We start from the raw sequence: 12,565 nt of genomic DNA on the forward strand, positions 1-12,565 counted from the left end.
CGCGGATTTCTTGAGAATAATCCGTGAGAATCCATGTTAATCTGTTGTTATAAATATATGAGCAAATCTGAATCTGGGTACGACATTACGCCGCTGGATGCGGATGCTATTGAGAATTTGGCGAGCGATTTGAACGACGAGGAGCGTCGCGTTTTGCTTGAGCATGGGACGGAAGCTCCGTTTTGCGGGACTTTGCTCGATAACAAGCTTGACGGGACTTACGCGTGCCGGCTTTGCGGGCTGCCGCTGTTCACTTCGCGGCACAAGTTCGATTCGGGCACGGGCTGGCCGTCGTTCCACTCGCCGTTCGACCGCGAGCACCTCGCCTATATCGACGACAACAGCTACGGAATGCGCCGCACCGAGATCCGCTGCGCACGCTGCGGCGGCCACCAGGGCCACGTCTTCCCCGACGGCCCGCCGCCCACCGGCCAACGCTACTGCCTTAACTCCGCGTCGCTCGAATTCTTCGAAGACGGCGAAGAAATCCCGCAGAAGCCTTAGCTCGACGTACCGATGAAACATCAGTTGATCATTGCGTTTATCGGAGCTCTAGTCGTGAACCTTGCGGGCTGTGCGGAAACGAAGCCGCCCGCCGCGATTGAGGCATTCGATGCGAATGAAACCGCCGCTGTCGCTGAGCCCACTGCCGCACCGACTCGGACGCCGCTGCCTCCGAATGTCCGGGAAGATGCCGATGGAAATCTGATCAAGGCGGACGGTTGGCCGATCCAGAAAATTATCCCCAAGGATACGTGGAGGCGAAAGGCGACCGGCAAAACTAAGAAAGGGCGAACCGTGATTTACAACGTTCTGACGATAACGCCCGAAGGCCGGCCCGTTGCGGAAGCGGCCTCGCCGTATAGTCCCTCAACCGAATGGAGGATCAGCGACGTTCACGAACTGTCGGGACGTGACGGAAAGATCTTTTGCTATCAGTATGGCGCAAGTCTATTCGACGCGAACAGTAATTCAAACGGGTATGCGAGTGCGACCGGCTATAACCTTTGCGACTACGATGGCGATGGGAAATATGAGTTTAACGGCTTCCTCTATCCATTGACCGTACCCGATTGGGTAAAGTCATTACCCGGCGATCCTGCCGCCATAGATAACAACGCCAACCGAGAGCCAGACTGCGGCATTCTTTGCTCCAAGTAAAAGCGCTGTGCCTCTCCGCGCAGTTCTAACATTTCTCCCTAGGATATGCTCGGAACTACTGCCCCTCAACTGATGTAATCGTAGGTCCACGTCGTCGTTTGGCCTTTTAGAAAAAGGCTCGAAGGAACGAGGACCTCTGCTTTTTCATCGTTAGCTTCATTCATCGGAATGATCCCCGTCGGCGTGATTGTCGCTCGCAGACACGCAACGGTAACTTTGTAATCTTTAAGCACTTCTCCGAACTTCAGCCCTCCGCCGATTAGGTTTTCCGTCTCGCAAAAATAAAGGCCGTTGGTGGCTTTCTCGAACTTCCAGAATTTATAGTCGGGATGGGCACTGGTACCGATGGTATACGTCTCACCAGGCTTGTAGTCAGGCGATCTGCTGTTTGTGTATAAGATCCACCGTCCCAGCCACACGCCTTCAGCTGTTTTCTTGGGATTGACGAGATTAACCTGTGCGTAATCTCTCTGCGTCCCGCGTTCCTGTACAACGACGATTCCACAATTCCTGAACATTCTCTTATTGCCTCCTCCCTAATTACTTGACATCACTTGTCTGACCCATTGTGCTCGAGATTAGAATGGCCGAGAGCATTGAGTTATCTCCCTTACATAGTCCGGGTATCTTGTGTTGATCTTCGTCCACGCACCCCTAGAAAGCGACATATCGCGGGCCGATCGCGATGAAATGTATCGGTGCGAAGACAAAGCCGGTAACGCCCAAGAACACTCTGCAAAAACAGATCATTTCGTCTGCTGATCACGAACCCTGGTGCCGAAAGCCTTTCGCACAGGTTGGCATGGCGATATCGAGAAATTTCTTCCATTGTTCGGTTTCAAGGCTCTTATACATCAGCTCTTTCGTTTCCAACTTTTGAAGAACCCATTTCTCGCCTTCCTTCTTATATTGCATCGTGAGCTTTCCGAACACGGTGTTATACACCTCGTCGAGCCCAAGGTCCTTCATATTGAGGCTGCCCCAGGAAGTGACAGTCAAAGAAAGCGTAGCCTGCGAATCGGAGATCTGACTTTCTTTTTCGTTGACGACGAAGCATCTATCGTAGTCCTCCCGGAAAGTAAACTTGTTGTCGCCTCCGTAAGACCCTTCGGTAATGTTTACAGACTTCCCGCTAAGATCGGCGTTGATCTGTTCGTTTGGCACGACATTTCCCGTGCCGAACATTTTGCAGCCGACGACTGCTACAAGTACCAATGTGATTGGCAGAATATTTTTCATAATTTTGGTTCCTTCACCAGACAAACAATTAGTGTTTAAGAAAACTACTTGGTGCGGATCGGTCTTCTAAGACTAACTAACAACTTAAAAAACCGCTTTCCGCCGGTACGATCCTCTGTTAGAATTGCAATCGCGGAAAATCTTACCCTTCACACGCCAGTTTTTTCTTTAGAAACCTGTGAGATTTTTCTTATATTTCGTTGAGAGAGGACAATGTCAGTAGATCGGACCGTTTATAAGTTCGGAAACTTCGAATTTGACCCATCTGAAAGTTCGCTTTTGGAGTCCGGTCGCACCGTATCGATCACGCCAAAGGCCTTACGGCTGCTAGCGATCCTAACTGAGAATCCTGGGCACGTCCTCGATAAGTCTTATCTTCTGGACCAAATATGGGAAGATAGCTACGTTGAGGAAGGCAATCTCACCTACAACATAAGGCAGCTTCGCAAGATCCTCGGCGACGAAGTTAAGAACCCCAGATACATTGAAACGGTTCCAAAACGCGGTTATCGGTTTGTCGGGAGTGTCGAGCGTATCGAACAGTCGAACGGTGTTGTCCCGACACCTTTACCCCCCGAACCCAAAACCGTCGTTTTGGAACAGCAGAACTCGAGTAGGCCGCGACTGAAGCCTTGGCTTCTTGCTATCCCTGTGATCTTGGCCGCCGGGAGTATTGCCGCAGTCGAGAGTTGGTTTGGGAGTTTTGACCCGCATACGACAAAATTACTTTCTACCCCGTTCTCATCTGAACGGCTCTCCACCGATGGCAATGTTCGTCACGCAGTTTTGTCTAAAGCCGGCGATCTGATCGTGTATGTGGCCGGAAGTCAAGATGGAAAGCAGAGCCTGCGTATTCGCGATCTCTCAACAGGCCAGTCCCGAGAGTTTCTAGGCTCGACTGAGGACAGGTATATCGGACTTGAGATGTCTCCTGACGGTTCAAGCCTATATTTTGTGCGTATCGCCGCATCCGCTCCTGACACAGCATGTTTATTCAAGGTTAGGCTGACCGGCGGAGTCCCTGAATCGTTGGGCTGCGGTTTAGAAGGATGGTTCGATATTTCGGATGACGGGAAAAATATTTCCTACGTCCGCTGCAGATACGACCCGGACGACTATTGCTCGCTTTACGTTTCCGACGAAAAGCTGGCGAACGAAAGGCTTTTGGTTACCCGAAGGGGCCGAACCCGTATCGGCGACAATGCCATCTCACCGGATGGTCGATCGGTTGTTTTCGCTGCCGGGCAGTCTGTGGACGGTTCCAATGACTTTGGCATCTACCAGATCGACCTTGATACGAATATTGAAACGCCGGTCGTCGATCAAAAGTTCTTTAATGTGGTAAGTATCGACTGGATGCCTGACGGCGGTTCGCTTCTTGCGACCGCACTGCTTGCATCTGACGACGATATCTATTTCTGGTCGGTTGTGCCGAGCACCCGGACCGCAACACCGGTCAAACAAAATGAAGGGTCTTTTGCAACGATCAGCATGGACCGTGAGGGTTTAAAGCTTGTCTCTACGGTTCGAAGCGCAGATTTTCGCGTCTTTGTCCATTCGTTTGATCCCGATACGAAGCCGGTCGCTCTGGGCAGCGGATGGACGCCGCGTTTTACCCCCAATGGCCGCGTTTTATTCGCCTCAAATCGCTCAGGACGGGTCGCGATCTGGTCAGCCTTTTTCGACGGAACGGATGTGAAACACTTGAGCACAGGCACCGATGAATTCCCGATCTTGTCAGCAGATGGCTCTACGATCTATTTTACATCCAAGCGTTCGGGCTCGATACATGTATGGAAAATGCAGACGGATGGCAGCGGGGCAACTCAGTTATCTCGCGGCGAGGGCGGATTTCCGGTCGGTGTTTCCGCCGACGGATTTTGGATCTATTACCTTTCGGCGATGTACCGAACTCTTCACAGAGTTTCAAACAATGGAGCGATCGAGGAAAAAGTCACGGAAGGTGCGATGCATGGTGCAGACATTTCCGCGGATGCCAGGTTCGCCGCTTTTTTTGATGGGCAGCCGCGGGGTGCAAAGATAACGATCGCAGCTCTCGAATCAGACGCCAAGCCGGTTAGTGTTCAACTGCCGCGTGCCGATATGAAAGGAAAGCACCTTGCGTGGTCTGCAAACGGTGACTACATATATGCGGTATTATTCGACCCACTGGCGAGAACGTATTCTGTATGGCGTCTCGCGATTGATGGCTCGGCCCCACAAAAGATCCGTGATCTGAATGTGCAGGAGTTAGGCGAACGTTCGTCGTTTTCTGTATCTCCGGACGAAAGGCATTTTGCGATCGCAATGGGCGAGTGGAAACACGACGCTGTTCTCGTGCACGGCCTAAAATAAGAAAAGGCGGAAGTGATCCGCCCTTCCCAATTCAAATTTCTAACTCAAACTATTGACGCCGCTCTGTTGCTCCTCGATCCTTAAAGCTATCGAAGAGGTCAGTGTGGCGGCTGGTCAGGGGCAAGAGCCTTCCGCCGATGAAGAGGTACTTGATGTTCGTCCGCGGGTCGAGGATGTCACCATCGGTCACGACGATGTTGGCGTCCTTGCCGGCCTCGACCGAGCCCATTCGGTTTGCGAGACCAAGTATCTCAGCGGGGTAAATGGTCACGGCCTTCAAGGCTTCTTCCTTCGGCAGCCCGTAGGCTCCGGCAAGCCCCGCATGATATGGCAGATCGCGAACCTCGGCTCCGCCGTCGCCGGTCGCAACAGCAAACTTAACCCCTGCACGCTGAAGCTGGGCCGGGCCCTCGAAGAGAAAATCGTACGGGTCATCGGGCCTAACCGGCAGGCTGTAGATGTTCGTGAAGATGACGGGAACGTTGTGTTTCTTGAGGTCATCGGCCGCCATCCAGGCTTCCTGGCCGCCTACGATGATGCCCTTGAGCTTGTTGTCGGCAAGGAACTTGACCGCGGCCCGAATGTCCCGCTCGCGTTCGACCGCGAGCAAGATCGGACGTTCACCGCGAATGTACGGGATCATCGCCTCGAGTTTGAGGTCGGTTGCCGGCGGACGAAGCGAGCTATCTTTCGCCGAGGCTTCTTTTGCCTTAGCATAAGCCGAGGCATCGGCCATCATCTTCTTGAGCTCTTCGATCTGGTTGTCCCGGCGACGGACGGCCTCGTTGAAATCGAGCGTTATCGGCCCAACACCCGGCTGAAAACCACCAAACGTGGTCACCCGCGGAAAGTTGATAACAAGTCCAAACTCGGGCACGACACTCATCTCGGCCTGCGTCGAGCCGTTGAGGTTGATGACGGTCGATTGGCCAGCGATCGTGCCTCCGGTCGGTGCCGAATGAACGGTTGTAACGCCATTGACCCGCGTCACGTTGACGTGCGAGGTATGCGGATTGATGGCCGTTATCGCCTTGGCATTGGCGTTCATCGAGCCGGTCTCGGCGATGTCCATCGTCGCATTTGCGCCGCCGGAGATCTCGGCGAGACCAAGGCCGGTCGCCGCATCGATCATCCCAGGATAGACCGAAAGCCCGCGGCCATCGATCCGCTCGGCACCCGAAGGAACGGCGACATTTGCACCGACCGCTGCTATCTTGCCATCGCGGATGACAACCGTGCCGCTCTCAATGACCGGGCCGGTTACCGGAACGATCTTCGCGTTAACTATCGCAAATGTCCCGGCTCGGCCGGTCCTGTTCTGCTGCGAGGCATCGCTCTGTGCAGCAACGCCGGAAGCAAGGAAAACGGCCGCTATTGCACCGGCAAAAAGTGCACGAAAGAATCGCATAGAGATCTTATTCGAATGCATAAATTTACGCTTTGGAACTCGACGGCAAAGATCCCGCCCGTTCCTGAAATATTACCTTTGGTCGTCGTGGTCCGAATCCTCGGAGTGGCCAAGGTCGCCGCGAATACGTTCGGCCGGGATACGCGGAGCAGCTCCGCCGCTGCCTGGTGCCTTGTTCAGGTCAAGCCTCTCAAGCTCTTCCCGCTCCTTGGCGAGCAAACCACGACGTTCGATGTCGGCCTTTCGGTCGAAGTAAACCTCGCCCTCGATCATCGTCACCTCAGGGTGAGCATACGGGCTGAAAGGATGCTCCGACCAAATGACGATATCGGCGTCCTTGTTCTGATCGATCGACCCGGTGCGGTTCCCGATGCCAAGCTGGATCGCCGGATTGAGCGTGATCATTCTCAGAGCGTCCTGCTCAGGCACACCGCCGTATTTCATTGCCTTGGCGGCGTCGAGATTGAGCCGACGCATCCGCTCATTGGAATCCGAGTTGATCGAGACATTCACGCCTGCTTTCCAGAGCATGTAGGCGTTATACGGCGTCGCGTCGTAGCCTTCGAGCTTGTAGCTCCAGCTATCAATAAAGATCGAAACACCGGCACCGTGTTTGGCGATCTCCGGAGCAAATTTATACGCTTCCAAACCGTGCTGGAGTGTGCCGATCTTGAACCCAAATTCCTCCGCAAGCCTGAGCAGGTTCAACTGCTCATCCGAGCGGTAGCCGTGGGCATGTACGAGCCGCTTGCCTTCCAGTATCTCGACGATCGGTTCGAGTTCCATGTCACGACGCGGCGGAACCCGCGTCTTGCCCGCACGAAAGTCGTCCCACGAACGCTTGTAATCTCTGGCCCTGACGAAGGCGTCTCGCATAACCTCGAGCACGCCCATTCGCGTCCGCGGATAGCGAGGCGGCTGTCCAGGAATCGTGAAATTTGCCCGCTTTGGGTTTTCGCCCATCGCGAACTTGATTCCCTCCGGAGCTCCGGCTACGAGAAAATCTTCGACCGGGCGGCCGTATTTGAGCTTCACTGTCGAGCTCTGCCCTCCGATCGAGTTTGCCGAACCATGGAGCAGCAACGCTGCAGTCACACCGCCCGCAAGCCCACGATAGATCGCGACATCGGTCGGGTTCAGCACGTCGCGGATGCGGGTCATCGAGGTCACGGAGAGCGTGCCTTCATTGACCGCGTTCATCATCGTATGCGAGTGAGCATCGATGATGCCGGGCGTTACGTACTTGCCCGTAGCGTCGATCACGCGAGCACTTCCCGCCGGCAGATTCTTCCCGATCCGGGAGATCTTGCCGCCGCGAATGAGGATGTCAGTATTCTCAAGCGTGCCGCGAGAAGCGGTCATCACGGTAGCGTTCTTGATGAGCACATCGCCGCTCTGAGCGGCCGCCGAGATCGGCAGCCAGGCAAGCATGGCAAGGCCGAGGAGCATTCCAATTTGTCTCTTCATATTAGACATTTCCACGAGAAAAATTCTTGTAACTTAAGGGACGCGAGTTCCGTTGAAAGGCACCGCACCTTGCGGCGAATCGATCGAACCCTCGATCCGGTTTCCGGTTATCGTTCCAACCACCTGTATGTCGATGTTGGCACCGCCGTAGGCGACCGTTGCATCGAAAGAGATCCTATTGCCGGTCACGCGTCCGTTTCGGATCGGTGCTGAGCCGAGCTGCGTCGTCAGGTTACCGGTAAGCGATTGTCCCTGAACAACGAAGGTCATCGAGCCGGTCAGCGGCTGTCCCGGTACTTCGATCGTCACGTTAAAAACACCAGCGGCCGCAGCAGAGTTGCCCGTCCCTGGAGTGCCCGCAGGCCGAGCCGGCGGTGCTTTTGGCTCAAAGAGCTTGCCGTCCACAAATACATGCGTCACGACCCGCTCCTTCGAAAGAACGTCTCCCTTCACAACAGTAATGTTCGCGATCTTGCCCGCCTCTACCGATCCGGTGCGGTCTGCGATGCCGAATATCTCCGCTGGCGAGAGCGTCATTGCCCGGACGGCCGCGTCCGCCGAAAGCCCGTTTTGTGTGGACATCGCCGCGTTTGCCGTGAAGTCGGCGAGATTTGTCAGCCCGCCCGATTGAAAGGCGAAACGAACACCTGCCTGTGCCAGTTTCCCCGCCGTTTTCGGAACCTCGGCACGAAACCGAAGCATCTCGAGGCTTTCGGGATCGGCATCCGGCGATGAAGCGGTCGTCCGCTTCGGGAAGTTAAGCGATAAGAGCACCGCGGCGTCAGCGGCCTTCAAGCGGTCCGTCACCTTTCCGGCTTCCTGCCCGCCGGCGATGATCAGACGCAGATTGAACTCCTTTGCAAGGTCGATCGCCCGGATGATCTCGATCTCTCGGTTCGCGTTGAAAATTATCGGAACCTGCCGGTCGAGCACGGGGATCAATGCCTCAAGCGAAGCGTCCGCATCCGGCCGCCGCATTCCCCGGGGGTTGGCCGCATACATCTTTTCCAATTCCTGATGCCGTTTCGCGTCGAGGAACATCTGGCGGATCGCCGAGATCGTGCCGAGCAGCGAACCCGGATATTGACCCGGAATGGTCGAAAACGAAACATGAAGCCCAACGGGAGATTTCACTACCATCCCCGCAACGTCATCGCCCGCCAGATTGATGATCGCCGACTGCCCGTTAAAGACGCCGGTTCGGCCGACCGAAAGGGCGGTTGTGAACCCTGCGTTTCTGGCCGACGCAAACTGAGCCTCGCCCGCCCGCAGTTCGTCGGCAGCGGCATCTTCGGGCCTAAGGCCTGCCGGATATCTTGAGTTCGATTGTGCCGCCTGTTGCTGTGCCGCCGGTTGACCGGCCGGAGCCGCTGGCCGTGCCTGAAGCCCGAGCGATGTGAGGGCGTCGAAGAATCCCGGATAGACCGTATGCCCCGCCGCGTCGATCACGCGTGCATCCGCCGGAACCGCCGCCGATGCCCCGACCGCCTCTATCAGCCCGTCGCGGATAACGACCGTCCCGCGGTCGATCGTCGCACCCGAAACCGTGACAACGCGGGCGTTCGTGATCGCGATCGATTGACTAAATGCATTCGCAGCCGAAAGAACGCAAAACGCCGCAAACAGGACCAGGAATTTGGTTGATCTCATATTCGAAGGAAGGGAGCAAATATCGCAAACTGCTTATAAATTCGTTTACGCAGAGCATAATTCAAAAGTTTCACCCACGCAAAACCCCAAACAAAAAAGCAAGTGCCGAAGCCCTAGTCCGCACAACACAATATTCAGGCTCCGACGCCGACGCCCTCCGCCTCCGCACCCAAAAGCTCTAGCCACCTTCTAACTAACAGTTGTGGTGCTAGAAAGTGTTATAAGTTTGGCTTGAGAACTCGGATCGCGGAATTCGGAGTTAGCTATTCGCATTCTTGGGCTACGCCCTCCGGTGTGCGGAAAGGCTTGCCTCTCAGCGGTACGGTCTTTTCGACCGGGCTCGCCCGATATCTTTAATCCTCAGGCTCGAATTTTTGCCTTAAATGGAGGTAATAGTCGTGTTCGCTGCGGTGGTCCTGTTCTGCGTCGCTTACACGTTCAATCGCAGCAGGGTCAGCTGTCTCGGAACGAACGATTCGAAAGGTGATTTCGTCACCCTCATTGATCGCCAAGCGTTCGATCCATTGAGGATGTACGTTGGCATCAAACTCATTTATGTAAAGGCCGCCTATGTCGAGTGTGATGGGTGGGCCGTCGTCATGAACTGAATCAACGAATGAGAGAATACCGCTGAGTACAGCGAGCTCGTTCCGTCCGGCCCGGCATAGCTTTTCGCCATTTCGATAAACGTCGAAACAAATCATTTCAGAATCCTATCATCTTGATGTGTGAAGGCGGAGTCAGGAATTCTCGATCTTTATTAGCTTCTGTTTGCGGTCGATGCCCAAGTGGTAGCCGGCGAGTTTGCCGTCTTTGCCGCCGGCCGTTTCGCTGCAAGACTCGGGCACGGCAACGTTCACCTAATAGCGTCGTCCCTGAGAGAACTCGCCAAAATATGATAGTTTACCGAGGCAAATGACATGAAAAAGACAAAGATACTTTACCTTTTGGCCATTTTTTGCGGTCAGATCTACTTCGCACAAAACATTTCCGCTCAGGGATTGGAAACGAATCCACCGGTTGAGATCAAAAACAATTCGGGCGAAACCCGAAAGGTCTGTATGCACAAACCGAATGCGATCACCCTGTTTGCGATCGGCTGTGTTGAACTGAAAAGTGGCGAGCAGATCTATTGGAACCGCGAGGGGATCTTTACGCCGTTCAAAGTGAAGATCTACAAAGTTCAGAAGATCCTTGATAAGTATCTCTACACACGCGACCTGCCCGCCGATACGGGGAAGATAATTATCGGAAAGGGTGAAAGATTCGGGTTCAGCCGGTTTAAGAATATTGCCACCAAATATACTTTGAAGGTGTGTAATACGAGGTTTCCCGGCGGCGTTTATTTCGTTCTTGGCTTAGAAACAAACTACGGATTTTGGACCGAAGGCTGGTGGAATGTCGCTGAAGGGAAATGTATCAACATTCCAGTCAGTAAGCGGCTTAGAGAAAAACACAATATTCCTTACGGCACGTTGCCGCGAACCTTCTACTACGCGAGGACCTATAACGGGGACAAGTCCCTTTATTGGAAAGGCGGCGAAGGCGATTCCGAACTTTGCATAAATACGAGTAAGGCGTTCAGCAAGCTGCAGTTTCAACAGGACGGCACCAGCATGCGAAAACCGCTGCCTTGCGACGGCGATAATGAACAACTCGTCAAATTCCGCCGTGTAAGCGATCCAAGAGTAAAGCAGGAAATGTACCGGCTCGATTTCTAGAGAAACGAGCCGAACGCGAACAGACCTTTTGGTGCTTGCGAGAGAATTTCACGCATCCGCCTCGGTTTTCAGCAGCTTTTCCTTTCGTTCAATGCCCCAGCGGTAGCCGGAGAGGTTGCCGTTTTTTCCGACGACGCGGTGGCAGGGGATGACGACGGCGACGCGATTGCTGGCACAGGCCCGGGCGACGGCCCGTACCTTTTTCCTATCGCCGAGCAGTTCCGCGATCTGGCTGTAGCTGACGGTCTCGCCGTACGGTATCTTGCGGAGAAGCTCCCAGACCTGCATCTGAAACGCCGTCGCCTGAATGTCGAGCGGCAGATCGAGCTGCCTCTTTTTACCGGCGAGGTGTTTGAGTATCTCGTCAACAAAGGTCTTCAGAACCGCTGCGTCCTCAACAAGCTCCGCCTTCGGATATTCGCTCTTGAGGTTTGCCTCGAGTGCCGCGTCGTCATCGCCAAACGCCACGTTGCACAATCCCTTGATCGTCCTTGCGACCAAGATACGCCCGAGCTCGCAATCGGTTATCGTGTAATTGATCGCCACGCCTTGCCCGCCTTTCTTATATGCCACGGGCGTCATGCCGAGGATTTCAGACGCCTTTTCATAGAGCCGGCTTGCCGAGCCGAAACCTGAATCGTACATCGCCGTTACAACATCGCTGCCCTCTCGCAGCCCTTCTTTGAATCTTTTCATACGCATTGCCTCAGAGTATTTTTTAGGAGAAACGCCGATGACTTCCTTAAAGCTCCGCTGCAGGTGATACGGGCTCAGGTCCACCGCAGCGGCAAGCTCATCGAGCGAGCAAGGGGCATCGCCTTCGAGTATTTCGCACGCTTTCAAGATCTTCTCGATCTTCGGATCAGCGAACGTGTGCTCTTTCGGTTTGCAGCGAAGGCACGCCCGCAGGCCCTTACTCTCCGCTGCCTGCCAGCTCGGGAAAAACGCAATGTTCTCCCGCTTCGGCAGCCGAGCCCGGCACGACGGACGGCAGTAAATGCCGGTGGTTCTCACACCAAGGAAGAACACGCCGTCAAACCTCGTGTCGTTCGCCTTTACCGCATTCCAGAAAACCTCGCTCTCCATGTTTGCGAGTGTATTCTCAGCGGAAACTAAAATCTATCCGAAAATTGCGGTAGAATTTTATTAATGAGTGCGATCATTCTTTTCGACGGCGTCTGCAATTTCTGTAATAGCTCGATAAATTTCGTTATTGAGCGAGACAGCAAGGGCTATTTCAAGTTTGCTCCGCTGCAATCGGAGATTGGCGAGGAACTGATCGCGAAGCACGGCATCGATACGGCCGAGACCGATTCTGTAATTCTGGTCGAGGACGGCAAGGCATATACGCACTCGACAGCAGCCTTGAAGATCGCTCGGCACTTGGACGGCGTTTGGTCATGGAGCCATGCGTTCGTTGTGATCCCGAGAGCGATCCGCGACGTCTTTTATCGTCTCTTTGCCAAGAACCGCTACCGGCTCTTTGGCAAACGCGACGCATGCATGATGCCAACGCCCGAAATACGGGCTAGATTCCTTTAAGTCAGAACCGGGAGCGATAGCG

At 54.4% G+C, this 12,565-nt stretch carries 13 protein-coding genes; 5 read left to right on the plus strand and 8 right to left on the minus strand.

The genetic code is table 11. The features are described 5' to 3' along the window. Nucleotides 1-57 precede the first annotated feature (57 nt). Entirely contained in the window at nt 58-504 is a 447-nt protein-coding gene (msrB, locus tag IPM21_01050; GenBank protein MBK9162502.1) for a peptide-methionine (R)-S-oxide reductase MsrB, read from the plus strand. A 12-nt stretch (nt 505-516) separates the two neighbouring features. Next, nucleotides 517-1,161, plus strand: coding sequence for a hypothetical protein (locus tag IPM21_01055; protein MBK9162503.1), 645 nt, complete (start codon nt 517-519; stop codon nt 1,159-1,161). 65 nt (nt 1,162-1,226) lie between these two features. Here IPM21_01055 and IPM21_01060 read toward each other — a convergent pair whose 3' ends face one another. Then, the gene (locus tag IPM21_01060) at nt 1,227-1,679 is read right to left on the minus strand and encodes a hypothetical protein (GenBank protein MBK9162504.1); all 453 of its coding nucleotides are present in this window, start codon (nt 1,677-1,679) and stop codon (nt 1,227-1,229) included. 244 nt (nt 1,680-1,923) lie between these two features. Beyond that, nucleotides 1,924-2,400, minus strand: a complete 477-nt coding sequence (locus IPM21_01065) for a hypothetical protein (GenBank protein MBK9162505.1) — start codon at nt 2,398-2,400, stop codon at nt 1,924-1,926. Between the two features lie 213 nt (nt 2,401-2,613). On the opposite strand from IPM21_01065, the gene IPM21_01070 reads away from it, so the two are divergent. Further along, a complete protein-coding gene (locus IPM21_01070) occupies nt 2,614-4,755 on the plus strand; it encodes a winged helix-turn-helix domain-containing protein (protein MBK9162506.1) in 2,142 nt (713 codons plus the stop codon). A 49-nt stretch (nt 4,756-4,804) separates the two neighbouring features. On the opposite strand, the gene IPM21_01075 is transcribed toward IPM21_01070, so the two are convergent. From IPM21_01075 to IPM21_01095, 5 genes are all read right to left on the minus strand, one after another. After that, entirely contained in the window at nt 4,805-6,163 is a 1,359-nt protein-coding gene (locus IPM21_01075; protein ID MBK9162507.1) for an amidohydrolase family protein, read from the minus strand. A 72-nt stretch (nt 6,164-6,235) separates the two neighbouring features. Then, entirely contained in the window at nt 6,236-7,639 is a 1,404-nt protein-coding gene (locus IPM21_01080; protein ID MBK9162508.1) for an amidohydrolase family protein, read from the minus strand. A gap of 24 nt (nt 7,640-7,663) precedes the next feature. After that, nucleotides 7,664-9,280, minus strand: coding sequence for an amidohydrolase family protein (locus IPM21_01085; protein ID MBK9162509.1), 1,617 nt, complete (start codon nt 9,278-9,280; stop codon nt 7,664-7,666). Between the two features lie 353 nt (nt 9,281-9,633). Then, nucleotides 9,634-9,984: a hypothetical protein gene (locus IPM21_01090; GenBank protein MBK9162510.1), complete on the minus strand. Its 351-nt coding sequence runs from the start codon at nt 9,982-9,984 to the stop codon at nt 9,634-9,636. Nucleotides 9,985-10,020: 36 nt separating this feature from the next. Continuing rightward, nucleotides 10,021-10,128 carry an MGMT family protein gene (locus IPM21_01095; protein ID MBK9162511.1) on the minus strand — a complete coding sequence of 36 codons (108 nt, stop codon included), beginning with the start codon at nt 10,126-10,128 and terminating at the stop codon, nt 10,021-10,023. Between the two features lie 72 nt (nt 10,129-10,200). Between IPM21_01095 and IPM21_01100 the strand changes: the two genes are divergently transcribed. After that, on the plus strand, nt 10,201-11,001 hold the full coding sequence (locus IPM21_01100) for a DUF1036 domain-containing protein (protein MBK9162512.1): 801 nt from the start codon (nt 10,201-10,203) through the stop codon (nt 10,999-11,001). 48 nt (nt 11,002-11,049) lie between these two features. Here the strand turns inward: IPM21_01100 and ada are convergent, their stop codons facing one another. Further along, nucleotides 11,050-12,087 carry a bifunctional DNA-binding transcriptional regulator/O6-methylguanine-DNA methyltransferase Ada gene (gene ada, locus IPM21_01105; protein MBK9162513.1) on the minus strand — a complete coding sequence of 346 codons (1,038 nt, stop codon included), beginning with the start codon at nt 12,085-12,087 and terminating at the stop codon, nt 11,050-11,052. A 63-nt stretch (nt 12,088-12,150) separates the two neighbouring features. Between ada and IPM21_01110 the strand changes: the two genes are divergently transcribed. Continuing rightward, nucleotides 12,151-12,543 (plus strand): thiol-disulfide oxidoreductase DCC family protein, encoded by a 393-nt coding sequence (locus IPM21_01110; GenBank protein MBK9162514.1) that lies wholly within the window; start codon nt 12,151-12,153, stop codon nt 12,541-12,543. The last annotated feature ends 22 nt before the right edge of the window (nt 12,544-12,565 follow it).

It is taken from the genome of Acidobacteriota bacterium, assembly GCA_016716435.1.
In the GTDB taxonomy this organism is placed as follows: domain Bacteria; phylum Acidobacteriota; class Blastocatellia; order Pyrinomonadales; family Pyrinomonadaceae; genus OLB17.